The sequence below is a fragment of the Ethanoligenens harbinense YUAN-3 genome, assembly GCF_000178115.2.
GTDB classification, from domain to species: domain Bacteria; phylum Bacillota; class Clostridia; order Oscillospirales; family Ethanoligenentaceae; genus Ethanoligenens; species Ethanoligenens harbinense.
In genome coordinates this window covers 2,879,290-2,905,895 of the sequence record NC_014828.1, presented here as the reverse complement: position 1 = coordinate 2,905,895, position 26,606 = coordinate 2,879,290, and the positions used below count along the sequence as shown (strand labels likewise).

The 26,606-nt window shown below is 61.1% G+C and carries 26 protein-coding genes; 12 read left to right on the top strand and 14 right to left on the bottom strand.

Going from position 1 to position 26,606, the window contains the following annotated elements; genetic code table 11:
• Positions 1 to 7: 7 nt before the first annotated feature.
• Genes ETHHA_RS13690 through ETHHA_RS13680 form a run of 3 tightly spaced genes read right to left on the bottom strand, consistent with a single transcriptional unit; the run spans position 8 to position 2,357 of the window.
• A complete protein-coding gene (locus ETHHA_RS13690) occupies positions 8 to 1,039 on the bottom strand; it encodes an L-threonylcarbamoyladenylate synthase (RefSeq protein ID WP_013486553.1) in 1,032 nt (343 codons plus the stop codon).
• A gap of 13 nt (positions 1,040 to 1,052) precedes the next feature.
• A complete protein-coding gene (gene prfA / locus ETHHA_RS13685; RefSeq protein WP_013486552.1) occupies positions 1,053 to 2,123 on the bottom strand; it encodes a peptide chain release factor 1 in 1,071 nt (356 codons plus the stop codon).
• A gap of 48 nt (positions 2,124 to 2,171) precedes the next feature.
• Positions 2,172 to 2,357 (bottom strand): DUF951 domain-containing protein, encoded by a 186-nt coding sequence (locus tag ETHHA_RS13680; protein ID WP_013486551.1) that lies wholly within the window; start codon positions 2,355 to 2,357, stop codon positions 2,172 to 2,174.
• A 197-nt stretch (positions 2,358 to 2,554) separates the two neighbouring features.
• Here ETHHA_RS13680 and ETHHA_RS13675 point away from each other — a divergent pair, with 197 nt between their 5' ends.
• Both ETHHA_RS13675 and ETHHA_RS13670 read left to right on the top strand, forming a co-directional pair.
• Positions 2,555 to 2,920, top strand: a complete 366-nt coding sequence (locus ETHHA_RS13675; protein ID WP_013486550.1) for a hypothetical protein — start codon at positions 2,555 to 2,557, stop codon at positions 2,918 to 2,920.
• Positions 2,921 to 3,059: 139 nt separating this feature from the next.
• Positions 3,060 to 4,010, top strand: a complete 951-nt coding sequence (locus ETHHA_RS13670; protein WP_013486549.1) for a S1 RNA-binding domain-containing protein — start codon at positions 3,060 to 3,062, stop codon at positions 4,008 to 4,010.
• A gap of 90 nt (positions 4,011 to 4,100) precedes the next feature.
• Here the strand turns inward: ETHHA_RS13670 and ETHHA_RS13665 are convergent, their stop codons facing one another.
• Together ETHHA_RS13665 and pta are read right to left on the bottom strand one after the other, a co-directional pair.
• Positions 4,101 to 4,676 carry a PduL/EutD family phosphate acyltransferase gene (locus tag ETHHA_RS13665; protein ID WP_013486548.1) on the bottom strand — a complete coding sequence of 192 codons (576 nt, stop codon included), beginning with the start codon at positions 4,674 to 4,676 and terminating at the stop codon, positions 4,101 to 4,103.
• Between the two features lie 64 nt (positions 4,677 to 4,740).
• Positions 4,741 to 5,715, bottom strand: coding sequence for a phosphate acetyltransferase (pta, locus tag ETHHA_RS13660; RefSeq protein WP_013486547.1), 975 nt, complete (start codon positions 5,713 to 5,715; stop codon positions 4,741 to 4,743).
• A 160-nt stretch (positions 5,716 to 5,875) separates the two neighbouring features.
• Between pta and ETHHA_RS13655 the strand changes: the two genes are divergently transcribed.
• From ETHHA_RS13655 to ETHHA_RS13645, 3 genes are all read left to right on the top strand, one after another.
• A complete protein-coding gene (locus ETHHA_RS13655) occupies positions 5,876 to 6,454 on the top strand; it encodes a uracil-DNA glycosylase (RefSeq protein WP_013486546.1) in 579 nt (192 codons plus the stop codon).
• 20 nt (positions 6,455 to 6,474) lie between these two features.
• On the top strand, positions 6,475 to 6,942 hold the full coding sequence (locus ETHHA_RS13650; RefSeq protein ID WP_159033382.1) for a PH domain-containing protein: 468 nt from the start codon (positions 6,475 to 6,477) through the stop codon (positions 6,940 to 6,942).
• Positions 6,943 to 7,004: 62 nt separating this feature from the next.
• Positions 7,005 to 8,096 carry a hypothetical protein gene (locus ETHHA_RS13645; protein ID WP_013486544.1) on the top strand — a complete coding sequence of 364 codons (1,092 nt, stop codon included), beginning with the start codon at positions 7,005 to 7,007 and terminating at the stop codon, positions 8,094 to 8,096.
• A 261-nt stretch (positions 8,097 to 8,357) separates the two neighbouring features.
• Here ETHHA_RS13645 and fba read toward each other — a convergent pair whose 3' ends face one another.
• From fba to ETHHA_RS13630, 3 genes are all read right to left on the bottom strand, one after another.
• On the bottom strand, positions 8,358 to 9,224 hold the full coding sequence (gene fba, locus ETHHA_RS13640) for a class II fructose-1,6-bisphosphate aldolase (protein WP_013486543.1): 867 nt from the start codon (positions 9,222 to 9,224) through the stop codon (positions 8,358 to 8,360).
• 145 nt (positions 9,225 to 9,369) lie between these two features.
• Complete coding sequence (gene namA, locus ETHHA_RS13635) at positions 9,370 to 10,392, bottom strand: NADPH dehydrogenase NamA (protein WP_041686917.1); 1,023 nt, start codon at positions 10,390 to 10,392, stop codon at positions 9,370 to 9,372.
• Between the two features lie 33 nt (positions 10,393 to 10,425).
• Complete coding sequence (locus tag ETHHA_RS13630; protein WP_013486541.1) at positions 10,426 to 11,376, bottom strand: L-lactate dehydrogenase; 951 nt, start codon at positions 11,374 to 11,376, stop codon at positions 10,426 to 10,428.
• A 267-nt stretch (positions 11,377 to 11,643) separates the two neighbouring features.
• Here ETHHA_RS13630 and ETHHA_RS13625 point away from each other — a divergent pair, with 267 nt between their 5' ends.
• A complete protein-coding gene (locus ETHHA_RS13625) occupies positions 11,644 to 12,903 on the top strand; it encodes an Nramp family divalent metal transporter (protein ID WP_013486540.1) in 1,260 nt (419 codons plus the stop codon).
• Positions 12,904 to 13,044: 141 nt separating this feature from the next.
• On the opposite strand, the gene ETHHA_RS13620 is transcribed toward ETHHA_RS13625, so the two are convergent.
• The 5 genes from ETHHA_RS13620 to gltB form a co-directional block, all read right to left on the bottom strand.
• Positions 13,045 to 13,422: a desulfoferrodoxin gene (locus ETHHA_RS13620; RefSeq protein ID WP_013486539.1), complete on the bottom strand. Its 378-nt coding sequence runs from the start codon at positions 13,420 to 13,422 to the stop codon at positions 13,045 to 13,047.
• 172 nt (positions 13,423 to 13,594) lie between these two features.
• Positions 13,595 to 13,798 (bottom strand): hypothetical protein, encoded by a 204-nt coding sequence (locus tag ETHHA_RS13615; RefSeq protein ID WP_013486538.1) that lies wholly within the window; start codon positions 13,796 to 13,798, stop codon positions 13,595 to 13,597.
• A gap of 80 nt (positions 13,799 to 13,878) precedes the next feature.
• On the bottom strand, positions 13,879 to 14,079 hold the full coding sequence (locus ETHHA_RS13610; protein WP_013486537.1) for a hypothetical protein: 201 nt from the start codon (positions 14,077 to 14,079) through the stop codon (positions 13,879 to 13,881).
• 38 nt (positions 14,080 to 14,117) lie between these two features.
• A complete protein-coding gene (locus ETHHA_RS13605; protein ID WP_013486536.1) occupies positions 14,118 to 15,602 on the bottom strand; it encodes a glutamate synthase subunit beta in 1,485 nt (494 codons plus the stop codon).
• 13 nt (positions 15,603 to 15,615) lie between these two features.
• A complete protein-coding gene (gene gltB, locus ETHHA_RS13600; protein WP_041686915.1) occupies positions 15,616 to 20,193 on the bottom strand; it encodes a glutamate synthase large subunit in 4,578 nt (1,525 codons plus the stop codon).
• 419 nt (positions 20,194 to 20,612) lie between these two features.
• On the opposite strand from gltB, the gene ETHHA_RS13595 reads away from it, so the two are divergent.
• On the top strand, positions 20,613 to 21,116 hold the full coding sequence (locus ETHHA_RS13595; RefSeq protein ID WP_013486534.1) for an acyl-CoA thioesterase: 504 nt from the start codon (positions 20,613 to 20,615) through the stop codon (positions 21,114 to 21,116).
• A 60-nt stretch (positions 21,117 to 21,176) separates the two neighbouring features.
• The gene (locus tag ETHHA_RS13590; RefSeq protein ID WP_013486533.1) at positions 21,177 to 21,584 is read left to right on the top strand and encodes a VOC family protein; all 408 of its coding nucleotides are present in this window, start codon (positions 21,177 to 21,179) and stop codon (positions 21,582 to 21,584) included.
• Between the two features lie 5 nt (positions 21,585 to 21,589).
• Here the strand turns inward: ETHHA_RS13590 and ETHHA_RS13585 are convergent, their stop codons facing one another.
• Positions 21,590 to 22,108, bottom strand: coding sequence for a DUF2127 domain-containing protein (locus tag ETHHA_RS13585; protein WP_013486532.1), 519 nt, complete (start codon positions 22,106 to 22,108; stop codon positions 21,590 to 21,592).
• Positions 22,109 to 22,356: 248 nt separating this feature from the next.
• Here ETHHA_RS13585 and ETHHA_RS13580 point away from each other — a divergent pair, with 248 nt between their 5' ends.
• The 4 genes from ETHHA_RS13580 (at position 22,357) to hisC (ending at position 26,538) form a co-directional block, all read left to right on the top strand.
• The gene (locus tag ETHHA_RS13580; protein WP_013486531.1) at positions 22,357 to 23,805 is read left to right on the top strand and encodes a 4Fe-4S dicluster domain-containing protein; all 1,449 of its coding nucleotides are present in this window, start codon (positions 22,357 to 22,359) and stop codon (positions 23,803 to 23,805) included.
• 276 nt (positions 23,806 to 24,081) lie between these two features.
• Entirely contained in the window at positions 24,082 to 24,573 is a 492-nt protein-coding gene (locus ETHHA_RS13575) for a CidA/LrgA family protein (RefSeq protein WP_013486530.1), read from the top strand.
• Positions 24,570 to 25,277: an LrgB family protein gene (locus tag ETHHA_RS13570; RefSeq protein WP_013486529.1), complete on the top strand. Its 708-nt coding sequence runs from the start codon at positions 24,570 to 24,572 to the stop codon at positions 25,275 to 25,277. The genes ETHHA_RS13575 and ETHHA_RS13570 overlap by 4 nt, the downstream gene beginning before the upstream one ends.
• A 199-nt stretch (positions 25,278 to 25,476) precedes the next feature.
• Positions 25,477 to 26,538, top strand: a complete 1,062-nt coding sequence (hisC, locus tag ETHHA_RS13565; protein ID WP_013486528.1) for a histidinol-phosphate transaminase — start codon at positions 25,477 to 25,479, stop codon at positions 26,536 to 26,538.
• The last annotated feature ends 68 nt before the right edge of the window (positions 26,539 to 26,606 follow it).

The following is a 26,606-nucleotide window of genomic DNA, read 5'->3' as shown; positions in this document are numbered from 1 at the left end:
CCCTTTCCTACAGTGTGACGACGGAAAATCCGGCGGCGCGCAGCAGCCGGTTGTAAACGGCCAGCCCCATGCCGGTTTCCTCCGGCGCGCGGGCAAAAACGGCGCGTGCGCCCCGTTCATCCAGCGCGCGCAGGGCGCCGAACAGCTCCCGTGCCTGCGCGGCGGCGTCCCGCGCAGGGCCGTAGGAAACGCAGGGCAGGCCGATGCGCGTTTCCTCGCCGTCGAAACAGAGGGCGAACGTACCATCCACCGCGTGCGCGCGGGTATAACGGACGAACACGTCCAGCGGGCCTTTGAGGATGGTCACGCTGGCTTTGGGCGCGTAATGCTTGTATTTCATGCCGGGCGATGCGGCCTTTGCGGCATCGTCCAGTCCTTCCAGCACGGCTGGGTCCACCTCCGCCGCGCCGAGCACGGCTTTGAGCTGCGCGGGCGTGATGCCGCCCGGCCGCAGGATGTGCGGTACATCGCCGTGCAGTGCCACCACGGTGGATTCCACGCCCACCGCGCAGGGGCCGGCGTCCACCACGGCGTCGATGCGGCCGGCCAGATCGGCCAGCACATGGGCGGCGGCGGTGGGGCTGGGGCTGCCGGAACGGTTGGCCGAGGGCGCGGCAAGCGGCACGCCTGCCGCCTCAATGACGGCGGTGGCCACCGGATGGGACGGGCAGCGGAAGCCCGCCGTGGGCAGACCGGCCGATACCGCGGGCGCAAGCTGCGGGCTTGCCGGCAGCACGATGGTCAGCGGGCCGGGCCAGAATGCATTCACCAGTTTGCGCGCGGCGTCGGGGATGGAGGCGGCATAGCGCGGCAGCCAGTCCGGGTGCGCCACATGCACGATAAGCGGATTGTCCTGCGGGCGGCCTTTGGCGGCGAAAATGGCGCGCACGGCGGCTTCATCCAGCGCGTTCGCGGCCAGGCCATAGACTGTTTCAGTGGGGATGGCCACCAGCTTGCCCGCGGCAAGCAGCGCGCCCGCTTTGGCGCAGACGGCGGGATCGGGGTGTTGCGGGTCGGTCTTCAGAAGAAGGGTTTCCATATCGTCATGCCGTTTAAACGGCTTCACCGGCTTTCAGTTTTTCCGCCTGGTCGGCGGTGATGAGCGGGTCGATGACTTCGTCGAGATTGCCCGAGAGCACCGCATCCAGATGATAAAGGGTCAGCCCGATGCGGTGGTCGGTCACCCGGCCCTGCGGAAAATTGTAGGTGCGGATGCGCTCGCTGCGGTCGCCCGTGCCCACCTGCGTGCGGCGCGTGGTGGCGATCTCCTCGTCCTGCGCGCTCTGTGCCCGGTCCAGCAGGCGGGAGCGAAGCACTTTCATGGCGCGGTCGCGGTTTTTATGCTGGCTGCGCTCGTCCTGGCACTCCACCACCAGCCCGGTGGGCAGGTGTGTGATGCGGATGGCCGACTCGGTTTTGTTGATGTGCTGCCCGCCCGCGCCGCTGCTGCGAAACGTGTCGATACGCAGGTCTTCGGGCGCGATGTCCACTTCCACGTCCTCGGCTTCGGGCAGCACCGCCACCGTGACGGTGGAGGTGTGGATGCGCCCGCCGGCTTCGGTCTCGGGCACGCGCTGCACACGGTGCACACCGCTTTCAAATTTCAGGCGGCTGTAGGCGCCCTCGCCCTCCACCATGCAGCTGATCTCTTTCATGCCGCCAAGCTCGGTTTCGTTCATATTGAGCGTTTCGGCCTTCCAGCCGCGCCGCTCGGCATACATGCTGTACATACGGAACAGCTCGGCGGCAAAGAGCGCCGCTTCCTCACCGCCCGCGCCCGCGCGGATCTCGATGATGACGTTTTTCTCATCATTGGGGTCGCGCGGCAGCAGCAGCAGGTGCAGTTTCTGCTCCAGGCGCTCCTTTTCGGCGCGGGCGTCGGCCAGTTCCTCGGCCGCCAGCGCGCGCAGGTCGGCGTCGCCGTTTTCGAGCAGTTCGCGGGCTTCCATTTCATCGGCCGTCGCCTGCTGATAGGCGTGATAAGCCTCCACCAGCGGTGTGAGCTGCTTGTGCTCCCGCATGAGTTTTGCATATGCTGCGCGGTCGGCCAGCGCATCCGGCTGCGACAGGCGCGCGGCAATCTCGGTGTAGCGGCTGCAGGTATCTTCCAGTTGTTCAAACATCGTTCTTGATTCCACCAAAATAACGCGCGGCGGAGGAAACGGCGGCCCTCAAGGCTCGGCGTGTTCCACTGCGCGGATGCTTTTCTCTATTTTTACGCGCGGTGCCATGATCTCATGCCCGCATTGCAGGCAGCGCAGTTTGAAATCCACACCCGTGCGCAGCACCAGAAAACGGTTGCCGCCGCAGGGGTGCGGCTTTTTCAGAATGACGGTATCTCCAATCCGGACATCCACGGTTTTGCCCCCCGTTTGTGAAAAACCGCCGCTGCGGTAAAAGAATACAGGCTGCGGCTTTTCCTTATTATAGCATGGTTTGGCCGGACCGGGCAAATTTTTGCGTATGGATGGCGCATGCCTGTCCATACTACCTTTGAAAAGAAAGATTTGGATGGAAGAAACGCCTGCGCGGCGGGAAACGGAGAGATGCGCGTATGTTTGTTTATGCAATCTTTGATGGAAAAGATGCGGCGGAACGGGCCGCCGGGCAGATCGCGCAGACGGTTCCGGGAGCGCGGGTGAAACAGTTTGCGCCCACAAGATCATTCGTGCGCGGAGAAGGGCCGGCGGACAGCCCCGCGGTGGGGTCCGCCGATGCGCTTTATACGCCGTATCCGCTTTCGTTTGCCAACGCATGGGGTGGATGGAACCCGACGGAACACCGCCCGGACAGCACGATCTCCAGCGGGCGGGTGGCGCTGCGTGTGCAGGTGCCGGATAAGGCGGCGGCCGGGCGGGCGGCCGCCGTCATGCGCCGGGCAGGCGGCGCCGGCGTGCGGACGGACGCACCCTGGGGATGAGCCTACCGCCCGGCCGGTCCTTTTTGCGCAGACGGTACGCGCCGCCTGCGCATTCTTTATTTTGTTGCCGATCGGTAAATATATTCGGGAGATGCGGCATATAGATGGGAAAGGACTGGAAAAAGAGGAGGTACATGGCATGGCTGAGATCAAGCCTGAAGGATGGCTTCTGGATACCGCGGAAAACCGTGAGGCGCTGCGCACACCGGGCGGCCTGCTGCGGGCGAAAGAAGAAGACCGTATACTGGAGGCGCGCGCCCTTGTCTGCGACAGCGAGCACAACCTCATCGTCGATCTGGACTGCATGAAAGGCATCATTCCCAGGCAGGAAGGCGCGCTCGGGCTTGAAGAAGGCACCACCCGGGACATCGCCGTGATCTCGCGGGTGAACAAGGCGGTGTGCTTCAAAATACTCGACATCAAACGCCAGCCGGACGGCAGGCAGCAGGCGGTGCTTTCCCGCCGGGCGGCACAGCAGCAGGCCCAAGCGGATTACATAAGCCGCCTCACCCCTGGGGACGTCATCGACGTGCGGGTGACGCATCTGGAACCGTTCGGCGCGTTTGTGGACATCGGGTGTGGCATTCCGTCGCTCATTCCGATCGACCTCATCTCCATCTCGCGCATCTCCCATCCGCGCGACCGGTTCCATGTGGGGCAGGACATCAAGGCCGTGGTGAAATCCTTTGAGGAGAACCGGCGTGTTTGCCTGTCGCACAAAGAACTGTTGGGCACCTGGGAGGAGAACGCCGCGCGTTTTTCACCGGGTGAAACGGTGGCGGGCATCGTGCGGTCGCAGGAAAATTACGGCGTGTTTGTGGAGCTTTCGCCCAATCTCGCGGGGCTGGCCGAGCCGCGCGAGGACGTGCATGCCGGGCAGAGCGCAAGCGTGTTCATCAAGAACCTGATCCCTGAAAAGATGAAGGTCAAACTTATCATCGTGGACGCATTTGACGCCGCGTATAAGCCGGAACCGCCCGATTATTTCATTTCTTCCGGTCATATCGACCGCTGGCAGTATTCGCCGTCCGTCTGCACGCGGGTGATCGAAACGGTTTTCAACGACAGCGGGAGCGATGCGCAGGCGTAGCACGGCGCGGCAAAATAATGCCGGCAGCAACCCAGTTGCTGCCGGCATTGCGCTGCATATCATTTTTTGCCGCCGTGGGCGGCAGGGCGTTCAGTCCAAAATCTCCGCCTCGGTCGGGCCGGTGAGCCCGGCGGCGTTGGCCTCGTCCACATCCACGTGCATCACGGTGTTGTAAGCGGAACTGACGCGTACCACCACCTCGTCGAACACCAGCGCGCGCGGGCCGCCCACCCGCACCGAAACGACCTGGCCATCGTGCAGGGCGTAGCGCGCGGCATCGTCCGGTGAGAGGTGGATGTGGCGTCTGGCGGCGATGGCGCCCTCTTTGAGGACAAGCGCGCCCTTGGGGCCCACCAGTTTGACGCCCGCGCTGCCCTGCACGTCGCCCGACGCGCGCACCGGTACCGTGATGCCCAATGCACGCGCGTCGCCAAGCGAGAGCTCCACTTGCGTGGCCGGGCGCACCGGGCCGAGGATGGCCACGCCGTCGAGCGCGCCTTTCGGGCCTTCCACATGCAGGCGCTCCTCGGCAAGAAACTGCCCCGGCTGATTCAGTGCGCGCCTGGGGGTGAGAGCATAGTCCTCTCCGAACAGGCGGGCAAGGTCGGCGGCCGAGAGATGCACATGTCGGGCGGATGTTTCGATTGTGACCGTTTTGTTTGCCATGGTTGTTCACCTTGTTCTGCCGCCGCGGTTTCGCCGCGGTGCCGCCGTGTGGCTTATCGTAATCTTATTTCAGCGCGGTGGTGATGATGGCCATCTTGTAGACCTCGTCGGCGTTGCAGCCGCGGGAAAGGTCGTTGATAGGTGCGTTCAAGCCCTGAAGAATGGGGCCGAACGCTTCAAAACGGCCCAGACGCTGGGCGATTTTGTAGCCGATGTTGCCGGCGTTGATATTCGGGAAGATGAAGGTATTCGCCTGGCCGGCCACCGGGGAACCGGGGGCCTTGGTCTTGGCAACGACCGGGGAGAACGCCGCGTCGAACTGGAGCTCGCCGTCCACCGGGAAATCAAGCTGCATGGCCTTGAGGCGGTCGGCCGCTTTGCGGACCTTGTCCACCGTTTCGCCCTTGCCGGAACCGAGCGTGCTGTAGGAGAGCAGCGCCACTTTCGGATCGATGCCGAACAGCTTGGCGGTGCGGGCGGTTTCGAGCACGATCTCAACCAGTTCATCTTCATTGGGGTCGAGGTTGATGGCGCAGTCAGCCATCACATAGAGCTCTTCGCCGCGGTCGGTGGCGCGCCGCATGATGAAGCTGCTGGAAACGATTTTGCTGCCGGGTTTGCACTTGATGATCTGGAGCGCGGGGCGCACGGTATCGGCGGTGGAGTAGGTGGCGCCGCCGAGCAGGCCGTCCGCGCCGCCCATTTTCACCAGCATGGTGCCGAAGTAGTTGGATTTTTTCAAGGCCGCGCGGCATTCGTCCGCCGTCATTTTGCCTTTGCGTACTTCGACCATCTTGATCACCATGGCCTCGATGTCGGGATAGGCGAGCGGATCGACGATCTCGCAGCCGTCGATGGGCTGGCCGTGCGCGGCCGCCGCGGCCTTGATCTCATCGGGGTTGCCCAACAGCACGGGCGTGAGCAGATTGTCACGGTAGAGACGGCTGGCGGCTTCCAGGATGCGGGGCTCGGCGCCCTCGGTGAAGACGAGCTTGCGTTTCGGGCCGGATTTCAGCAGTTCGATCATGTTCTCAAACACGTTGGTTCCCTCCGCTATGTAAAGTAATGTTGGATTTCCAAAGCCACAGTAAAGTATAAACCAATCCACCGCAGAAATCAACAAATGCGGGAAAGCAGGACGGCATTATGGTATAATTGTGTGGAGATTATCGCCGAAGGCGTGACGGAGGGGATCGAATATGCCGGAAAGTTGGGACGAACTGGAGGCCGCCTGTAAGGCCTGCACGGCCTGCGGGCTGGCGGAAAAACGCACACAGGTGGTGTTCGGCACAGGCAGCCGTGAGGCGGAGGTGCTGTTTATCGGCGAGGGGCCGGGGCAGCAGGAAGACCTGAAAGGCGAGCCGTTTGTGGGGCGCGCGGGGCAGCTGCTGGATAAGATGCTGGTGGCGGTGGGGCTCGACCGCAGCAAGATCTACATTGCCAACATCGTCAAATGCCGCCCGCCGCAGAACCGCGATCCCCTGCCGGAGGAGCAAGATGCCTGCTTGCCGTGGCTGCGTGCGCAGACGAAGCTGCTGGCGCCGAAGATCATCATCTGCGTGGGGCGTATCGCGGGGATGAAGCTGATGAAGCCCGACCTGAAGATCACCAGAGAGCACGGCCAGTGGTTCCAGCGCGGCCATGTACTCATGATGGCCACGCTGCACCCGGCGGCGCTGCTGCGCAACCCCAACCAAAAACCCGAGGCGTTCAAGGATTTCCTCGCGCTGCGGGATAAAATCAAGGAAATCTGCACGCATACGCCTATCGACGAATGACACGCGACGGCGAAGAGGGCTTGACGGATGGAACAGAACAAGGGCCTCCGTTTTCGCGCAAAAGTGGACTGGTGGGTCTATTTGTTGCTGGCGGTCTTTTTGTGGGGATGATGCAGACGGCGTATGTCGGTATCACCCAGCACAGCCCCGCGCCTTTGCTTATCAGTATTGGGACGACGGGGTTGGTTCTCGTATGGTTGTTGCCCGCCGTTTTCAATAGCTACGTCATATTGGAAAGCGACGCAATCTATATTCACCTGGGCTTGTCTTCCATACATATACAATATGAAGCGATTTTATCCGTGCAGGAATCACCCGGCTGCAAGAACAGAGGGGCGCTGTCGTTCGACCGGCTGGGTATCGAATACCGCCGCGACTTTACAAAAGATGATGTCTTCATCGCAGTGCGCGATAAAGACGGATTTTTGAAAACATTGCAAGCGCACAACCCCACCATCCAAATTAAACGGCGCAAAAAGCGCGCGTAACGCAAAATCCCCTTCCGGCATAGGATAGCGTGTTGTCATCCAAAAAACGGGAGGGGATTTCTGTGCAGAAAAGCGGCGGGGTATCTTCATTTTTCCGGCGTCCGGGCCTGCCGGGCGAGAACGGGTCGCAGGCGGAAGGGTTTTACGACATACAGGACGGCTGGACTGCGTACATTCTTGCAGGCGGGACATCCGGCATGAAGACCGTCTTGCTCCGGCAGATCGGTGAGGCGCTGGAAGCGGCAGGCGAGCCGATTGAGACGGCTGTCAGCACGCCGGGCGACGACTGCCTGGACGGCCTGCGCGCGCCCGGCCTGCGCGCCTGCGTGCTGGATGGCCTGCGTTTTGGCGGCTATCTGCCCGCCTGCCCGGGCATTGGGGAGCGGGTGGTCGGGCTGGACGATGCACTGGATACCGAAAAACTGGCGCCATACCGTGCGCGCGTGCTGATTTTCCACGCCAGGCGGCTGGCGGCTGAAGACCGGGCGAGCCGGTTTCTGACGGCGGCGGGCGACCTTCTCACCGACAACACCCGCCTTGCGCTGGAATGCGTGGACCTGCAGAAAATGGATGCCAGCGCGGCCCGGCTGGCGCATCGCCTGTTTCCACAGGGCCGCCGGCAGGGGAAGGAGAGCGTGCGGTTGCTCACGGCAGTCACTGCGGACGGAATCCGAAGTTTCTGCGCGCAGACGGCGGAGCCGTTTTCCAATGTGTATATTCTCGAGGATGAATACGGGGTCGGCAGTCTGTTTCTGGGCCGCCTGCGGGACGCCGCCCTCAAGGCCGGGCAGAATGTGGTTTCCTGTCCGTGTCCGCTGTTTTCGCAGGACCGACCGGAGCATCTGCTTTTGCCGGGGGTTTCCACGGCGTTTTTCACATCCTGTCGGTTCCATCCGGTGGAAGGCTACCGCCATATCCATATCCGCCGTTTTCTGGACAATACGGTTCTGGCCAAGGGCCGCGTGCGGGCGTCGTTCAACCGCAAGGCTGCGCGCGAACTCATCAAGCAGGCGTCGCTGCTGCTTGCGGAGGCACGTGAAAACCGCCGCATGGTGGAGGAACTTTACAGCGCGGCGATCAAGCCCCATGTGCTGGACGCGCTGGCCGAGCACATGGCCGCAGAGATTCTGTCCGCCCGGCACAACCCGGAATAAAGCCGGGCGCGGCTCAGTTTCTGTTTGGGCAGGCCGCACAGCCTTGTCGGGTAAACAGCCCGGCGTTCTGTTCCGGCAGATTTTCAAGACATAAGAAACACACAGCCTGAAAAAGGGACTGCGGTGCAGGTTCCCTTTTTCAGGCTGTGCGTGAATCGTGTAGGCTAATGAGCCGAAACGCGGGCTGTGCCCACCGTTCAGGCCATGCACCCAAGGTTTCAGTTCAAACTTGTTTGAACCGAGATGTGGGTTGTGCCCACCTTAGGCTTTGTTGGCGGAACCGAAGAGGGCGATCTTCTCGCGCACGGTCTCTTTGATGGCTTCCGCGCCCGGGGCGAGCAGCTTGCGGGGATCGAAGCCTTTGCCCTGCTTGTCTTTGCCTTCTTCGATGTATTTACGGGTGGCGGCTGCAAAAGACAGCTGGCACTCGGTGTTCACGTTGATCTTGGAAACGCCCAGCGAAATGGCCTTTTTGATCTGGTCTTCGGGGATGCCGGTGCCGCCGTGCAGCACGAGGGGCTTGTCGCCGACGATCTCTTTGATCTTGGCGAGCACGTCGAAGCGCAGGCCCTGCCAGTTGGCCGGATACACGCCGTGGATATTGCCGATGCCGGCGGCCAGAATGTCCACGCCCAGGTCGGCGATGCGTTTGCACTCGGCCGGGTCGGCCACTTCGCCGCCGCCGATCACGCCGTCTTCCTCGCCGCCGATGGCGCCGACTTCGGCTTCCAGCGAGAGGCCCATGCTGTGGGTCTTCTCAACGAGCTCTTTGGTTTTGGCGACGTTCTCTTCGATGGGATAGTGGGAGCCGTCGAACATGATGGAGGAGAAGCCGGCTTCGATGGCTTTGTAAGCGCCTTCATAGGAGCCGTGGTCGAGGTGCAGAGCCACCGGCACGGTGATGCCCAGTTCTTCGATCATGGCTTTGACCATGGCGGTGACCGTTTTATAACCGGTCATATATTTGCCGGCGCCTTCCGAAACGCCGAGGATAACCGGCGATTTCAGTTCCTGCGCGGTGAGAAGGATCGACTTTGTCCACTCCAGATTGTTGATGTTGAACTGGCCGACGGCATATTTGCCGGCAAGTGCTTTTTTGGTCATTTCTGCTGCGGAAACCAAAGACATAACATTACCTCCAATAATTGTTTCAGAACGAAAGGGCTGATTGTCACAGCCTTGACAATCTTTATTATAAGCGATATCGCATAAAAATGGAAGTTGTTTTGTCAAATTTAAGAGCCCGCGACCGCTTTGCTTGCCGGTAGCCGTATTATGTATGCCGGGGAAACGCGCGCGCATAAGGCTCGGGCACATAGCCCTCCACGCCGTGCGTCTGCGCGGTGTAAACGGGCCAGTACGGGTTGCGAAGAAGCTCCCGCCCGATTGCCACCAGATCGGCGCGGCCGTTCTGCAAAATTTCCTCGGCCATGTCCGCCGTGGTGATCTTTCCCACCGCGATAGTGGGCAGCCCGCTCGCGGCTCGGATCCGCTCCGCGAACGGCACCTGATACCCCGGATAATCCCGCACCGGCACGGGCAGCAGCCCACCGGTGCTCACATGCACCAGATCGACGAGGTCGCGCACCGCGTTCACATAGATAACCATGAGATTCCCGTCAATGCCGCCGTCCGCGTAGTCGAAGGCGGAAACTCGCATCCACAGCGGGCGGCCGCCCCAGACTTCCCGCACGGCCGCCAGCACTTCGCGCAGCAGGCGCACACGGTTTTCGTCGGTGCCGCCGTATGCGTCCTCGCGCCGGTTGGTCAGTGGGGAGAGAAATTCGTGCAGCAGATAGCCGTGCGCCGCGTGGACCTCCACGGCATCAAACCCCGCGTCTGCGGCGCGCTTGGTCGCCGCCGCGAACGCGTCAGCCACGCCGTGAATCTGTTCGACGGTCAGCTCCGCCGGGGTGCGGCTTTTCTCATTGAATGCAAGGGCGCTGGGGGCGACGATTTCGGGTACGGCGCAGGTGCTTTTGCGGCCCGCGTGGCCGAGCTGCACCGCGATCTTTGCCCCGTTTTGGTGGACGGCGTCGGCCACTTCGCGCAGCGCATCTGCCTGCGTGTCGTTCCACAGGCCGAGGTCGTGGTCGCTGATGCGCCCTTCGGGCAGCACGCCGGTGGATTCCACGATGACCAGCCCCGCGCCGCCCTGCGCGCGCGTACCGTAGTGCAGCACATGGAACGGGGTGGCCAACCCGTCGCCGCCTGCCTGATACATACACATCGGCGGCATCACGATGCGGTTTTTCAGCGTGAGCTCCCGGATGTTGAACGGTTCGAACAGTTTCATCATCAACACCTCACAGACAAAGATCGGCCATTGTTAAAATGTCAACCCGGAGACGGCCTGCTCCAGTTTGGCACAGGAATCTTGCATCAGCTGATTTTCTTCCGGTGTGAGCGAAAGCCGAATGATACGGCTGACGCCCCGCCGGCTGACGATGGACGGCACGCCGGCATAGACCTTGGGGGTGCCGTAGTCGTCGTCGAGCAGCGAGGAAACGGTGAGCACGCTGTTTTCGCCGCCGAGAATGGCGCGGGCCACGCGCACCATGGCCATGCCGATCCCGTAATAGGTGGCTTTTTTGGCTTCGATGATGCGGTAGGCAGCGGTGCGGACTTCCTCACCGATGTGGAGCATGCCGGCTTTATAGTCCGGGCCGTGGTTTTCCACGCAAAGCTCCATCACCGGGCGGGTGGCTATAAGCGCCTGCGACCACGGCACAAACTCACTGTCGCCGTGCTCGCCCATCACATAAGCATGCACGTTGCGCGGGTCCACCTTGAAATAGTCGCCCAGCAGGTAGCGCAGGCGGGCGGTGTCCAGCGTGGTGCCGGTGCCCACGATGCGGCCTTTTGCAAAGCCGGACAACCTGTATGTGACGTAGGACATGATGTCCACCGGATTGGTGGCCACAAGAAACACGCCGGAAAATCCCGAAGCCACCACCGGCTCCACGATGGATTTGAACACGGCGGTGTTGCGCTGCAGCAGATCCATCCGGCTCTCGCCCGGTTTCTGCGCCACGCCCGCGCAGATGGCCACGATGTCGGCGTCGGCGCAGTCCTTGTAATCGCCCGCGTAGATTTTCATGTTGGTGCCGGAAAACGCCAGACCATGGTTGAGGTCCATCGCTTCGCCCTCAGCACGCTGTTTGTTGATATCAATGAGGACCAGTTCGTCACATGCGTGCTGGTTGAGCAGGGCGTAGGCAAAACTCATGCCCACCAGTCCGGTGCCTACCAGCACGACTTTGCGGTTGTCGGTGCACATAAAGATCGCTCCTTTTGTTTGGTTGTTGTCAAATCAATACGAATCGCGTGTGCCTCCCGCCCGGCTGTGCACACGCCTTAGTATCCGCACGGGCAGGGGAGATTATCCTTGCTTTAATTATACCATTTTGGTATTGTTAAGACAAGACTTTCCGTAAAAAAAGCAAGGCACTGGAAAAAAAACGCCGGGCACTTTATAATACCAGAGGGGGCAGGCGGCGTGTCCGCCGGTTTCTCCGGCATTCTATCGGAAAAAGGCGGTTTACATATGGAGCCATTGATCAAGCGGGGTGGAACGGTGCATCACCCGCGTTTTGCTGCGCTGGATTTCGTCAAATACATCGGCCCGGGCATGATCGTGACCGTGGGGTTCATCGACCCGGGTAACTGGGCGTCCAACCTTTCGGCCGGCGCGGGGTATGGTTACGTGCTGCTCTGGATGGTCACGCTCTCCACCATTATGCTCATCATCCTCCAGCACAACGCGGCGCATCTGGGCATCGCCACGGGGCTTTGCCTCTCGGAGGCCACCAGTCAATATACGCGTGTCGTGCCGCGCTGGGTCATCCTCGGCAGCGCCATGGCGGCCAGTGTAGCCACCGCCATGGCCGAGCTGCTGGGCGGAGCCATCGCGCTGAACATGCTCTTCCGCCTGCCGCTGCGGGTAGGGGCGCTCATCGTGCTGGCGGCCGACATCTGGATGCTGTTCTCCAATTCTTACCGCCACATCGAGAAATGGATCATCGGCTTTGTATCGGTCATCGGCATCGCGTTTGTGCTCGAGCTCACGCTGGTGCATGTGGACTGGCACACGGCCGCCGTGTCGTGGGTCGCCCCAGTGATACCGCACGGCTCGCTGCCGATCATCATGAGCGTGTTGGGCGCGGTGGTGATGCCGCACAACCTGTTTTTGCATTCCGAGATCATCCAGAGCCGCCAATGGAACCTGGAGGACGATGCCGTCATCAAGCGGCAGCTCAAATATGAATTTGCGGATACACTGTTTTCCATGATCATCGGCTGGGGCATTAACAGCGCTATGATTCTGGTGGCGGCGGCCACCTTTTTCACCCGCCATGTGCAGGTGAGCGAATTGTCGCAGGCCGAGCAGATGCTGCGGCCGCTGCTGGGCAACGGTGCGGCGCTCATTTTCGCGGTGGCGCTGTTGTTTTCGGGGCTTTCTTCAAGCGTGACGGCCGGGATGGCGGGTGGCAGCATTTTTGCCGGCATCTTCGGCGAACCGTACGACATTAAAGACAGCCACACCTGCGCCGGCGTGCTCATCACGCTGCTGGCCGGGGTGGCCGCCATCTTCTTCGTTTCTTCGCCGTTCGACGGGCTGGTCTATTCGCAGATGCTGTTAAGCATCCAACTGCCGATCACCGTTTTCACGCAGATCTATCTCACTTCGTCCGAAAAGGTGATGGGCAAATACGCCAACTCTGCGGCGGACAGGGTCATGCTCTGGGCCATCGGCATCATTGTCACCGTGCTGAATATTGCACTGCTGGTCACCACGGTGATGTGAGCGGAAAACAGACGGCCGGCAGTGGGGAAGACCCGCTGCCGGCCGTCTGTTTTTGTGAGAATGGAACGTGTTTCTACGTATAGTCCGGAGTCTTAGGGAGCCGATGCCAGATCCCGCGTGGACGTGGGAATCCGCGGTTCCTTAAAAATCTGCTTTCCAGAGTCCATGCAGATTGCAGTATGCATATGCCGTGCCGGATTTGCAGGAAATAGAGAAGGTCTTTTCCGGAGCATCGCCGGGCTTGAGGTATTTGATGACGACCTGGCCGCCCGTCACGATGGCGATCCACTCGATGTAGTGCTCTTCCAGCATCGGATGCGGCACCGCGCCGACTTTGACGGTGAGCGTATCGCCGTCGCGGGTGACGACCGGCACGTGTTTCTCCTGCGCCGCGTCGGTGGAGTTGGCAACCAGATTATCCATGTCCTGCCCGCAGCAGGCGAGCGTTCCGCCGCCCCTTTTGAACAGCGCGACGACATTGCCGCATTTTGAACAACGGTAAAAGATGCTCTCGCTCATAAACAATCCGCCTTTCGTTTTGCAACTGGTTTTTTCTATAGTCCTGCATGTACCATATCCATAATACCGCATTTTTGCATTTTGTCAAGTAGATAAAATAGGTATATTTAAAACGGCTAAAAAAACCTGCCGAAAAAAGACGTTCCGGCAGGTTTTGCAAACGTAAAAGGCTTCAGGGCCTGCTGTTTTTGAGAAAAGCATGTCGCCTGCAAAGAGCAAAGATGCCCAGAAAAAGAGACAGAGAGGCTACTCCTGCCATCAGCAAGACATCCGGGAGGCTATGGCCGGTCACAAAATAGTAGACAGCCCAAATGCCGAATAAGCCGGTGAGTATAAATTCAAATACGATGTTGAATATATGGATCGGCTTTTTCATTGCGCTTATCCCTCCGTCAGACGGTCAAAAGATGAAAAGCCAGGCGTTTTTTCTGCGCTTTTATCAACCACACAATCCGTTTATGCGTCTTCCTTTTTGGAGAATGCATGCCAGCGGTGCAGGTTCACCAGTCCCTTTATGAGCCAGATCAAAGCGGCAATACCCCACAAAACGCCGGTAAGTGTACTGTGCTGCACAAAGAACTCAGTCAGCGCGCACCCGGTCATGATTCCGACATAGATAAAAGAGAGCACAACAGAATATTTACGCGGCGGTTTCATGGCGCTGTCCCTCTGTCAGACGGTCAAAACGAGAGAAATCAGGCGGTCTGCATCAGATAGCGGTCGCAGGCGGCGGCGGCGGCGCGCCCTTCGTGGATGCCCCACACCACCAGGCTCTGGCCGCGGCGCGCGTCGCCGGCCGCAAACACGCCGGGGATGTTGGTGGCATAGTCGGTCTCGGAGGCGGCGATGTTACTGCGTGCGGTGCGCTCGATGCCGAAATCGTCGAGTAGCGCCTGCTCCGGCCCGAGAAAGCCCATGGCGATGAGCACCAGATCGGCTGGCCAGATCTTTTTGCTGCCGGCGACGGGCATCGGGGCGAAGCGGCCGCTTTTTGCGTCCTTTTTCCATTCCACCTGCACGGTGTGCAGGGCGCGCACATGTCCGGCTTCGTCCTTTTCCACCTGCGTGGTCATCACGCCGTAGGCGCGCGGATCATGGCCGAACACGGCCTCCGCTTCTTCCTGACCGTAGTCGGTGCGGAAGATCTTCGGCCATTCAGGCCACGGATTGCCCGGCGTGCGCGATTTGGGCGGCTTGGGCATGATCTCAAACTGCGTGATGCTCTTGCAGCCGTGCCGCACGGAGGTGGCCACGCAGTCGGTGCCGGTGTCGCCGCCGCCGATGACGATGACGTGCTTGTCTTTGGCGGAGATATAGCTGCCGTCGGTCAGTTTGGAATCCAGCAGGCTCTTGGTGTTGGCGTGGAGGAAATCCACTGCGAAGTGGATGCCGTCCGCTCCCTCGCGCCCTTCGGCGGCAAGGTCGCGCGGCAAGGTCGCGCCGGTGCAGAGCACCACCGCGTCAAAATTCGCGAGCAGGGACTGAGCATCTTTGTCTTTGCCGACCTCCACGCCGGTTTGGAAGACGACGCCTTCTTCCTCCATGAGTTTAATGCGCCGCAGCACGACGCGCGTTTTGTCCAGCTTCATGTTGGGGATGCCGTACATCAGCAGGCCGCCGGGGCGGTCCGCCCGCTCGAACACGGTGACGCTGTGCCCGGCATAGTTGAGCTGGGCGGCGCAGGCGAGGCCGGACGGGCCGGAGCCGACGACCGCCACTCTTTTGCCGGTGCGCGATTCGGGCGGGCAGGGTTTGATCCAGCCCTGCTCAAACGCATAGTCGATGATCTTGCACTCGTCTGCCTTGATGGAAACCGACGGGTCGATCAGCCCCAATGTGCAGGAGCCTTCGCACGGCGCGGGGCAGACCCGCCCGGTGAATTCGGGAAAATTGTTGGTTTTGAGCAGACGGGCGATGGCGTCCTTCCACAGCCCGCGATAAACCAGCTCATTCCATTCGGGGATGAGGTTGTTGATGGGGCAGCCCGAAGCGCCGCCGCCGATCATCAGCCCGGAGTGGCAGAACGGCGTGCCGCAGTCCATGCAGCGCGCGGCCTGCACCCGCTGCTCCTCGGCCGAAAAAGCGGTGTGGAACTCTTCCCAGTCCTTGATGCGCGTAAGCGGCGCGCGATCGGGGGAAAGGGCCCGTTCGTATTCCAGAAATCCAGTCGGTTTGGCCATGTGTGCTTCCCCCTTATTTCACGCCCGCTTTTGCGGGGGCTTTAAAATTGGCTTCAAAAGCGGCCATCATTGCGTCGTCGCCGGAAAGACCGTCGGCCTCCGCTTTCTTGATGGCGAGCAGAATGCGCTCGTAGTCGCGCGGCATCACGCGCACAAATTTGGCAAGCGCCACATCCCAGTCGGCCAGCATGGCTTTGGCACGGGCGCTGCCGGTGAAGGCTGCGTGTTTTTCGAGCATGCCGCGCAGGGTATCGGCGTCCTCGCCCTCCACCGGGCCGAGGTCCACCATTTCGGTGTTGCACCGTGCCGGAAAGCCGCCGTTTTCATCATAAACATAGGCCACGCCGCCGGACATGCCCGCCGCGAAGTTGCGCCCGGTCTTGCCCAGCACGGCCACCCGGCCGCCGGTCATATATTCGCAGCCGTGGTCGCCCACCGCTTCCACCACGGCGGTCACGCCGCTGTTGCGCACGCAGAAGCGTTCGCCCGCCACGCCGCCGATATAGGCTTCGCCGCTGGTTGCGCCGTAGAAGGCCACGTTGCCAATGATGATGTTTTCTTCCGGCACAAAAGTGGCCGCGTCGGGCTTGCGCACGATGATCTTGCCGCCCGAGAGGCCCTTGCCGATGTAGTCGTTCGCGTCGCCTTCCAGGTCGAGCGTGACGCCGTGCGGCACAAACGCGCCGAAGCTCAGCCCGGTGGAGCCGTTCAGATGGATGGTCACGGTGTCGTCCGGCAGGCCCTCGCCGCCGTGCGCTTTGGTGATCTCGCTGCCGAGGATGGTGCAGGCCGCGCGGTCGATGTTTTGAATCGCCACCCGCACGTCCACTTTCTCACCCTTTTCAATGGCGGGCGCGCAGAGCGCCAGCAACTTGCGGCGGTCGAGCGATTCATCCAGGCCGTGATCCTGATTCATCTGATGATAAACGCCCACGCTCTCATCCACTTTCGGGCGGAAAAGGATGGCGTCGTAATCAAGGTTCCGGGTCTTCCAGTTGCCGCGCGTCTGGTCCATTTCCAGCATGTCGGTGCGCCCGACCATTTCCTCGATGGTGCGGAAGCCGAGCGACGCCATGATCTCGCGCAGGTCTTCTGCCATAAAGCGCATGAAGTTGACCACATGCTGCGGGTCGCCGGCAAACTTGGCGCGCAGGCGCGGGTTCTGGGTGGCCACGCCCACGGGGCAGGTGTCCAGGTTGCACACGCGCATCATCACGCAGCCGAGCGTGACCAGCGGCGCGGTGGCAAAACCGAATTCCTCGGCGCCCAGCAGCGCGGCGATGGCCACGTCCCGCCCGGTCATCAGCTTGCCGTCGGTCTCAACGACCACGCGGCTGCGCAGGTCGTTGAGCACCAGCGTCTGGTGCGTTTCGGCAAGGCCCAGTTCCCACGGCAGGCCCGCGTGGCGGGTGCTGGTGCGGGGCGAGGCGCCGGTACCGCCGTCGTAGCCGCTGATGAGGATGACGTCGGCCAGGGCCTTGGCCACGCCGGCGGCCACGGTGCCCACGCCGGTCTCGGCCACCAGCTTGACGCTGATGCGGGCGTCCGGATTGGCGTTCTTGAGGTCGTGAATCAGTTCTTTCAGGTCCTCGATGGAGTAGATGTCATGGTGCGGAGGCGGGGAGATAAGGCCCACGCCCGGTGTGGAATAGCGCACCTTGGCGACCCACGGGTAGACCTTGCGGCCGGGGAGCTGTCCGCCCTCACCGGGCTTGGCGCCCTGTGCCATCTTGATCTGGATCTCCTGAGCATGCACAAGGTAGTTGCTGGTCACGCCGAACCGGCCGGACGCCACCTGTTTGATGGCGGAGCAGCGGGAATCGCCGTTTGCTTCCGGGATAAAGCGGGCCGGGTTCTCGCCGCCCTCGCCGGTGTTGCTTTTGCCGCCGATGCGGTTCATGGCGACGGCCATGGCTTCATGCGCCTCTTTGCTGATGGAGCCAAACGACATCGCGCCGGTCTTGAAGCGGGCGCAGAGCGACTCGACCGATTCCACTTCGTCGAGCGGGATGGGTTTGCCGGGCTTGAATTTGAGCAGCCCGCGCAGGGTGCAGAGTTTTTCCGCCTCGCCGTTGATGAGTGCGGTATATTCCTTGAACTTCTTGAAATCGCCCGCGCGGCAGGCTTCCTGCAACGCGTGGATGGTGAGAGGATTATACAAGTGGTATTCACCGTCATGGCGGTACTGGTACTTGCCGCCGCTTTCCAGCCCGTCGTCGGGCACGCCGCCCGCCGGGAAGCCGAACGCGTGCCGTGCGGCCGCCTCGGTGGCCACACCGTCCAGCCCGATGCCGCCCACGCGGGAGGGGGTGCCGGTGAAATATTGGTCGATGAACGGTTTTTCCAGACCGAGTGCCTCAAAGATCTGCGCGCCCTGATAGCTTTGGATGGTGGAGATGCCCATTTTGGAGAGCACCTTGATGACACCCTTGGTCACGCCCTTGAGGTATTTGGCCTGCGCTTCTTCCACCGTTTTGCCGGTGAGGAAGCCGCTTTCCACCAGATGGGCGACCGACTCAAGCGCCAGATAGGGGTTGACGGCGCTCACGCCGTAGCCGAGCAGCGTGGCGAAGTGGTGTACCTCATGCGGCTCGCCCGACTCCAGCACAATGCTGGTGTTGCAGCGCAGTTTTTCCCGCACGAGGAAGTGGTGCAGGCCGGCTACGGCCAGCAACGCCGGGATGGCGGCGTGCTTTTTATTCACGCCGCGGTCGCTGAGGATGAGAATGTTTACACCCTTGCGCACGGCGTCTTTGGCCACTTCGCAGAGGTTGTCCATCGCTGTTTTCAAGCCCGCGCCGCCCTCGGCCGCGTGGAACACGATCGGCAGCGTGACGGCCCGCAGGCCGTCCACCGAAAGCTCACGCAGCGAAGCCAGCGCAGCGTTGTCGATGAACGGGGAATCAAGCTGCACGCGTCGGGCGCTGGCGGGTGTCGGGTCGAGCAGGTTGCCTTCCGAGCCGAGCAGCACCTTCGAAGAGGTGATGACCGCCTCGCGCAGCGCGTCGATCGGCGGGTTGGTCACCTGCGCAAAGAGCTGTTTGAAATATTCATATAAAAGCTGAGGCTTTTCGGAGAGCACCGCCAGCGGAATATCGTTGCCCATGGCGCCCACGGGATCGGCACCGTCCCGCGCGAGCGGGGTGATGATGGTGCGCAGGTCCTCATAGGTATAGCCGAATGCTTTTTGCAGTTGTTCCAGCGGAAAGCGCAGCGCCTGCGGGGAGGTCTCCGCTTTGGGCAGCGCGTCCTGCTTCACGAGGTTTTCCGCGAGGATCTCGGCGTAGGGTTTTTCGCGCGCGGCCTCGTTTTTAATCTCCTCGTCGGTGAGGATGCGGCCGGCCTCCGTGTCGATGAGCAGCATGCGGCCCGGATGCAGGCGCTCTTTTTTGACCACCTTTTCGGGCGGGATGTCGAGCACGCCGGTCTCGGAGGAAAGCACGATGAAATCGTCGGTGGTGACGGTGTAGCGCGCCGGGCGCAGGCCGTTGCGGTCGAGCACCGCGCCCACACGCACGCCGTCGGTAAAGCCCATGGCCACCGGGCCGTCCCACGGTTCCATCAGGCAGCTCTGGTATTCGTAAAACGCCTTTTTCTCAGCGCTCATGCTTTCATGGCCGTCCCACGGTTCGGGAATCATCAGCATCATGATGCGGTGCAGCGGCATGCCGCCCATGTGCAGAAACTCCACCGTGTTGTCGAACATGGCGGAGTCGCTGCCGTCGGGGTTGATAATCGGCAGCACCTTGGGCAGCGCGCCGCCGTACACGTCCGATTGGAGCATGGACTCGCGCGCGTTCATGAAGTTGACGTTGCCGCAGAGGGTGTTGATCTCGCCGTTGTGGATGAGGTAACGGTTGGGATGTGCGCGGTTCCAGCTGGGGAAGGTGTTGGTGCTGTAGCGCGAGTGGACGAGGGCGATGGCGGTCTCCATCGCGTCGTCGTGCAGGTCGGGGTAGAACGCGCCCACCTGCTCGGGCGTGAGCATGCCCTTATACACGATGGTGGCGGAGGAAAAGCTGGCCACATAGAAGCCCTGGCCGGGATAAGCCGCCGCGGCGTCCTTCTCCAGGCGGCGGCGGGCGATGTAGAGCGCGCGCTCAAACGCCATGCCCGGCGCGACCTTTCCGCGCGCCACGAACACCTGCCGCATGAACGGCATGCTGGCTACGGCCGTTTCGCCCAGCGTGGAGGGGTCCACCGGCACGTCGCGCCAGCCAAGGAGGGAAAGCCCTTCCTCGGCCGTGATGGTCTCAAACCGCCCCGAGATGCCCTTTTGGGTCTCCACGTCGCGCGGCATGAAGAGCATGCCCACGCCGTAATCACCGGCGGCGGGAAGCTCGAACCCGGTGCAGACCTTTTTGAAAAAGGCGTGCGGCAGTTGCAGCAACACGCCCGCGCCGTCGCCCGAGTTCGGCTCGCTGCCCACCCCGCCGCGGTGCGCAAGGTTGCACAGCACGGAGAGCGACTGGCGCAGCAGCTCGTTGGACTTTTTGCCCTTGATGTTGGCAAGCAGGCCGATGCCGCAGGCGTCATGCTCAAAAGCGGGGTCATACAGGCCCTGCTTTTGAATGTTGATGAAATTTTTCATGTGACTTGCATCCCTCATTTACAAACCGTTCCTCCCCCGCCGGGGCGGGCATATCGTTTTTTATCTGTAACCGCGAATTGCGCGCTTTGCAGGACGTGTGCCGCAGGCCGCCGGTATGCAGCCGCGCGCGCAGTCGCCGACGGCCACAGGCCGCGCATCCTCCGGCGGAGGGCGGCAGACTGTGGCGAAACAGGGACATGGCTGTTGCGTTGTTTTTTCATTATAGCATCCCGCGTGCGCATATGCAAGGAATTACGCAAAAGAAATGCCTGCGCAAACGTGTAAAATTTGCATAAAATGCATGTAAAACTTGCAATAGTGACAGTGTTTTGGTATACTTATAGGCATAAAACGAAGACCGATCCCTGTCGGAGGACGGGCTGCCCCGCCGCCGCGTGAAAAAGGAGATGCAACAGATTATGGAAAACACAGCCGTCACATCGGGAACGCAGGAGAAAGCCGCCCTCGCGGGCCGCACCCCCTCGGAGTCTATGGCCATAATGACCGAATTGATTCTGCCCGCACAGGCCAACCTGCTGGGCAACCTGCAGGGCGGGCAGCTTATGCATTACATGGATATCGCAGGCGCGCTCACCTGCCGCCGTCATTCCGGCCATGAGGTCGCTACTGTAACGGTGGATCGCATCGAGTTCCGTTACCCCATCCATGTGGGGGAGGTTGTCACCGTGACGTCCAAGCTCGTCTGGGTGGGGCGCACGTCCATGAAAGTGCGCATCGTGGTGGGCACCGAGGATTTCAAGACGCACCAGTCCAAGCTGACCAACACGGCGTATTTCACTTTTGTGGCGCTGGATGAGACCGATCGCCCGGTCATGGTGCCGCCGCTGCTGCCGCAGACCGAACAGGAAAAAAAGGATTTTGAACACGAGCAGGAAAAATACGAGGCGCGCAAACGCAAATGAGCCGTCGCCCGCAGGATGCAGAGACCCGGCGGCGCGCCACAAAAGGATGTTACATATAATATGGAACAGGAAAAAAGTGCCCCGCAGGCCACCGAATGGCTCATTCGCCCGAGAAGTGTGGTGATCGACTGTACGAATGCCGGTGAACTGGCGGATTTTTATGCCGCACTGCTCGGATGGCAGGCTGAAAAAGGGTTCGACGGCCTTTACTGCGTGAGTGGGGGCGCGTCTTCGTTCCGGCTGCTCATCAGCGAGGATGAAGGCTATGTGCCGCCCGTCTGGCCGGAAGAGCCCGGCAGACAGCAGAAGGGGATGCATCTGGACTTTACCGTGGACGATCTGGATAAAGCTGCGGCTTATGCCGTAAGCCTTGGCGCGGTCAAAAGCGCCAAACAGTATAACCCGAAACAGTGGATTACGCTGTTCGACCCGGCGGGGCATCCGTTCTGCCTCTGCCTGTCGGAATAAACCAGTCAGGCGCGCTGCTTCTGCGCGGCGAATGTCCGGCGCACCCGTAAGTATTCCGCCACGGTCAGCGCGATCATGGCGGCATCAAACACCGTGAGCGCTATCATCATAAATGTGGGGTGCACAGCAATCCGGTAGACCTGGTAGCCGATGAACAGGAGGATGGACAGGACGGCAAGTGGATAGGCCCAAAGCTTTTTCTTCCATAAAAGTACCATCAACATGCATTTGATGGCCCCGTGCGAAAGCAGGTAGAGCATCCCAAAGAGCTGCGCGCCGGTGGAAAAATGCGCGCCGAACTGCAGCAGCAGGCCGCTCACAGGTTTCCACGACCACAGCACGCGGCGCGCCACGAATGTGAGCAGGCGGCCCATCCGTGCGGGATTCAAAAAAAGCAGCAGCACGCTGCCGACAAGCTCAAACAGGCCGCCGAGTCCTTTGCACAGTACCGCGATGTGGAACCCCACATCCACAAAATCGCCGGCCGGCAGCGATTCGCCATATTTTCCGATTCGGTTTGCCAAACAGATGCCCCCTCCTGTCCTGCTGGTTTCCCTTCATGTTACGCCGCGCCGCCCACCCTGTCAACTGCGGCGCGCGTGCCGCATAAAGCCATATTACAATGGATATAGTTTCTTTTGTACGGAGAAGTTTTCCATGCACTTTACAGAGGACCGCGGCGCTTGTTATACTGGTACCGTTGCGGAAATGGTCCGTGCATACAGGAAATACGGCCGGGGCGGGTACGCCGTGCCCCGCAGGAGGAGTCCCCATGATTTTATTTGATACCGACGTACAGGAACTGAAGTATAAAGTGCTGCGGGAGGTGGTGCGCCTGGCCCGCGCCGACAAGCTGGACGACGGCTATTACGACATCCCGCGCACCATCATTCCCGGGCCGAAGGCAACCATGCGCTGCTGCATCTACCGCGAGCGCGCCATCGTGGAAGAGCGCGTGCGCGCCGCAATGGGCCGCGGCGACATGCCGGGCATCGTTTCGGTCATCGACAGCGCCTGCGACGAGTGCCCGGTGCAGCGTTTCTCGGTCACCGACGCGTGCCGGGGCTGCATCGCGCACAAATGCCACGCGGCCTGCCCGTTCGGCGCCATCAGTTATGAGAAGCACCGGGCCGTCATCGACCCGGAAAAATGCCGGGAGTGCGGCCGCTGCATGAAAGCCTGCCCCTATCACGCCATCATCGAGCGCCAGCGCCCTTGCGTGGCCGGATGCGCCGCCAAGGCCATCGAGATCGACGACCAGAAAAAGGCAAAAATCAATTACGATCGCTGCACCTCCTGCGGCAACTGCGTCTACCAGTGCCCGTTCGGCGCGATGGTTGACAAATCCTTCATCCTCGACGTGCTGGATCTGCTCCGGCAGGCGCAGGAAAATCCGGATCTGCATATCTACGCCGTGCTTGCGCCGGCCATCGCCAGCCAGTTCTCCTACGCGAAAATCGGCCAGGTGGTGGCGGGCATCCGGCAGCTCGGCTTCCACCGTGCGGTGGAAGCCGCCCTCGGCGCGGACATCGTCGCGCAGAAAGAAGCGCATGAGCTGGCCGAGAAAGGTTTCCTCACCAGCTCGTGCTGCCCATCGTTCGTGCGCTATGTCGAGATCAACCATCCCGACCTCAAGCCGTTCATTTCCCACAACGTGTCTCCCATGGTGGAAACGGCGCTGCTCATCAAGCACCATGATCCCGGCGCAAAAGTGGTCTTCATCGGGCCGTGCATCGCCAAGAAGATGGAGATCTCGCTGGAAAAGACCCAGGGCGCGGTGGACAGCGTGCTCACCTTTGAGGAATTGCAGGCCCTGTTCGACGGCATGGAGATCCCGGTGGATCAGTTGGAGGAAGGCCCCATGGACGATGCATCCTGTTTCGGGCGCGCGTTTGCCAGGAGCGGCGGTGTAACCGAGGCGGTGCGCAGCGTGATCGAGGACGAGGGACTGGATCTGGTGCTCGACCCCGAGATCTGCAACGGGGCGGACAGCTATAAGATCGCGCTGTTCAAGGCCGCAAAGGGTAAGCTGGGCAAAAACTTCATTGAGGGGATGTCCTGCGCGGACGGCTGCGTGGGCGGCGCCGCCTGCCTGAGCCACGGTCTGCGCAGCGTTGTGGACGTGAATACATTCAGCAAAAAGGCGAGCCGGAAGCATGTGGGTGAAAGCGTTGCCGATGCCGACGGCAGTTTTGACGGGGAAGACGGTCCGGCCTCGTAAAAAATGTGTGCGTACAGCTCGAAAAAACACATACAAAAAAAGCAAAGGCATGGACGGGAAGTTTATCAAAATAAGAGAAAATCTCATGCGCATTGGTGAGGTTGGCACTCTTTCCTTGCATTTGCGGCGGAAGAATAGTAGAATATAGCCACATTCTCATGGGCGGCGGTACGGCATGTACCGCCGCCCATGACCGGGTGCGGGCCTTTTGCGGCGCCGCCCCGTATTTTGACCCGGCCCGCACCTCGGGCGCGCCCGGGTGCGGAGGCCTTTTTCATGAAGATTCTGGCGCAGTGCGGCATCATTTTCGCCATCTGCGTGGCCGGGCAAGTGCTCAGCGTGGTGACACACCTGCCTGTTCCGGGCAATGTGTTCGGCATGATCATCCTGTTTTTGCTGCTGTATTTCAAGGTCATCAGAAAACAGCAGATCCGCCGGGTCAGCCGGTTCCTGATCGGCAACATGGCGTTTTTCTTCATTCCCAGCGGCGTGGCCATCGTGGCCAATTTCAACACCATCAAGGGCGTGCTGGTCCCGTATCTGCTTATCATCCTATTCACGACCATCATCGTGCTCTCGGTTACGGGTGTGTTTGCCAACTGGGTGATGAAGCTGTTCAACCGGAAAGGGGGCAAAGCGGCGCCGCCGTCTGCGCAGCCCCCGGTGCCGCCTGTCTCTCCGGCCAAACCGCAGCCGCCGCGCAGGCCGTCCGTCCTGCCGCCCGTGCCGCCCGTCAGTCCTTCGGCGGAAGGAGATGCCTCTCTATGAAAGAAATGATTGTCGGCAGCCCGCTTTTCAGCATCACGCTTTCCATCGCGGCCTATGCGGTGGGGGTGGTCATCTACCGCAAAACGCGGCTGACGATTTTGAATCCGCTCCTGCTCGCCATCATCATTGTCTGCGCGGTGGTGATGATTTTCCACATCAGCTATAAGGACTATATGGCCGGAGGGCAGTTCATCACCCTGCTGCTCACGCCCGCGACCGTCGTGCTGGCGGTTCCGTTATACGACCAGTTGAAACTTATCAAGCGATACGCTCCGGTCATTTTGCTCAGCATTTCCATCGGCTCGGTCGCGTCCATGGCGTCAGTCTATTTCCTGTGCAAGCTGTTCGGGCTGGACCGGGTGCTCATCGAGTCGCTGATGGCCAAGTCGGTCACGACCGCCATCGCCATCGGCATCACGCAGGATATGCACGGCATCCAGGCTGTAACGGTGGTGGCCACGCTGCTTTCGGGCATTTTCGGCGCGGTGCTGGGCCCACAGGTGTTCAAGCTGCTGCGTGTGAAAAACCGCGTGGCGGTCGGCCTGTCGCTCGGCACGGCTTCGCACGCCGTGGGCACCTCCAAAGCGCTGGAGCTGGGTGAGGACGAAGGCGCCATGAGCAGCCTTTCCATTTGCGTAGCGGGCATCATCACCGTGATCTGCGCGCCGCTGCTGTTTTCCGTCTTCACCGCCATCTGGCGCTGAGCAGGCTGAGCCTGCATACAGGTTCAAATAAGCTGGCAGCTATTTTTCCATGCACAGCCTGAGCGGACGACGTGTCTGCGAACGCGTTCCGGCGGGTCGAACGGAAGGGCTTTTATGCAGCCGGCCTTGCAGACTGCCGCTTGCGCAGGAGCCCAAAATCTTGTAGACTGTAAAAAACGGGCAGGGGAGAACAGAAGCAATGGACTTTCTTTCAAAACGCGCGCGGCGGATGACGCCGTATACCGCCGGTGAGCAGCCCAAGGACATGCGGTATATTAAGCTGAACACCAATGAAAACCCCTATCCGCCGTCCCCCCGCATCCGGGAGGCGATTGCACAGGAAACCGACCGGCTGCCGCTCTACCCGGATCCGGACGCTACCGCGCTCTGCGCGGCTATTGCCGCGGTAGAAGGACTGGATGCGGGCTGTGTGTTCTGCGGCAACGGCAGCGATGAGGTGCTTTCGTTTGCATTCTGCGCGTTTTTCGATGACGAGCAGCCCGTGCTTTTCCCCGATGTGACCTACAGCTTCTACCCGGTATTTGCGGGGTTTTACAATATCCCCGTGCAGACCGTGCCGTTGAATGAGCGGTTCGGGATCGACGCGGCGGACTATTTTCGCCCGGCGGGCGGCGTCATTTTCCCCAACCCCAACGCGCCCACCGGCGTCTATCTGGATATTGCCAGTATCCGCAAGCTTCTGGATTACCACAAAGACCGCGTGGTGGTGGTGGATGAAGCCTACATCGCATTCGGCGGGCGGAGTGCCGCGCCGCTTATCCAAGACTACCCCAATTTACTGGTGGTGCGCACGTTCAGCAAGTCGCACGCCCTGGCGGGCATGCGTATCGGCTACGCGCTGGGTCAGCCGCACCTGATTGCCGCGCTTTTGCGCGTGAAGAACGCGTTCAACTCTTACCCGGTGGACAGGCTGGCGGCGGCGGCGGCGGCCGCCGCCGTGGCGGATGTGCCGTATTACACCGAAACCGCCGGGAAGATCGTCGCCACGCGAGGGCGGTTTGTCTCGGGGCTGCGCGCGCTGGGGTTCACGGTGCTGCCGTCACTGGCGAATTTTGTGTTTGCTGCCCACCCCGGCGTGCCCGCTTCGGATCTGTTTGCGCGTCTGCGGGCGGCGGGTATCCTCGTACGGTATTTTGATCTGCCGCGCATCAGCAATTATCTGCGCATTACCGTCGGCACGGACGAGGACATGGACCGGTTGCTGGACGTGCTGGCGGCGCTTTTGCAGCAGAAAGCCTGATATTTTTACCACGGGGTTGCATGGATGACTGGCATGCCCGCACAAAATATGGTATAATCAAAAACTGC

Excerpts from the sequence above, each read along its gene's own strand:
- ETHHA_RS13690 (WP_013486553.1), bottom strand. The coding sequence starts at position 1,039 with ATGGAAACCCTTCTTCTGAAGACCGACCCGCAACACCCCGATCCCGCC.
- prfA (WP_013486552.1), bottom strand. The coding sequence starts at position 2,123 with ATGTTTGAACAACTGGAAGATACCTGCAGCCGCTACACCGAGATTGCC.
- ETHHA_RS13675 (WP_013486550.1), top strand. The coding sequence starts at position 2,555 with ATGTTTGTTTATGCAATCTTTGATGGAAAAGATGCGGCGGAACGGGCC.
- ETHHA_RS13670 (WP_013486549.1), top strand. The coding sequence starts at position 3,060 with ATGGCTGAGATCAAGCCTGAAGGATGGCTTCTGGATACCGCGGAAAAC.
- ETHHA_RS13665 (WP_013486548.1), bottom strand. The coding sequence starts at position 4,676 with ATGGCAAACAAAACGGTCACAATCGAAACATCCGCCCGACATGTGCAT.
- ETHHA_RS13655 (WP_013486546.1), top strand. The coding sequence starts at position 5,876 with ATGCCGGAAAGTTGGGACGAACTGGAGGCCGCCTGTAAGGCCTGCACG.
- fba (WP_013486543.1), bottom strand. The coding sequence starts at position 9,224 with ATGTCTTTGGTTTCCGCAGCAGAAATGACCAAAAAAGCACTTGCCGGC.
- namA (WP_041686917.1), bottom strand. The coding sequence starts at position 10,392 with ATGAAACTGTTCGAACCGTTCAACATCCGGGAGCTCACGCTGAAAAAC.
- ETHHA_RS13630 (WP_013486541.1), bottom strand. The coding sequence starts at position 11,376 with ATGTGCACCGACAACCGCAAAGTCGTGCTGGTAGGCACCGGACTGGTG.
- ETHHA_RS13625 (WP_013486540.1), top strand. The coding sequence starts at position 11,644 with ATGGAGCCATTGATCAAGCGGGGTGGAACGGTGCATCACCCGCGTTTT.
- ETHHA_RS13620 (WP_013486539.1), bottom strand. The coding sequence starts at position 13,422 with ATGAGCGAGAGCATCTTTTACCGTTGTTCAAAATGCGGCAATGTCGTC.
- ETHHA_RS13615 (WP_013486538.1), bottom strand. The coding sequence starts at position 13,798 with ATGAAAAAGCCGATCCATATATTCAACATCGTATTTGAATTTATACTC.
- ETHHA_RS13610 (WP_013486537.1), bottom strand. The coding sequence starts at position 14,079 with ATGAAACCGCCGCGTAAATATTCTGTTGTGCTCTCTTTTATCTATGTC.
- ETHHA_RS13605 (WP_013486536.1), bottom strand. The coding sequence starts at position 15,602 with ATGGCCAAACCGACTGGATTTCTGGAATACGAACGGGCCCTTTCCCCC.
- gltB (WP_041686915.1), bottom strand. The coding sequence starts at position 20,193 with ATGAAAAATTTCATCAACATTCAAAAGCAGGGCCTGTATGACCCCGCT.
- ETHHA_RS13595 (WP_013486534.1), top strand. The coding sequence starts at position 20,613 with ATGGAAAACACAGCCGTCACATCGGGAACGCAGGAGAAAGCCGCCCTC.
- ETHHA_RS13590 (WP_013486533.1), top strand. The coding sequence starts at position 21,177 with ATGGAACAGGAAAAAAGTGCCCCGCAGGCCACCGAATGGCTCATTCGC.
- ETHHA_RS13580 (WP_013486531.1), top strand. The coding sequence starts at position 22,357 with ATGATTTTATTTGATACCGACGTACAGGAACTGAAGTATAAAGTGCTG.
- ETHHA_RS13575 (WP_013486530.1), top strand. The coding sequence starts at position 24,082 with ATGAAGATTCTGGCGCAGTGCGGCATCATTTTCGCCATCTGCGTGGCC.
- ETHHA_RS13570 (WP_013486529.1), top strand. The coding sequence starts at position 24,570 with ATGAAAGAAATGATTGTCGGCAGCCCGCTTTTCAGCATCACGCTTTCC.
- hisC (WP_013486528.1), top strand. The coding sequence starts at position 25,477 with ATGGACTTTCTTTCAAAACGCGCGCGGCGGATGACGCCGTATACCGCC.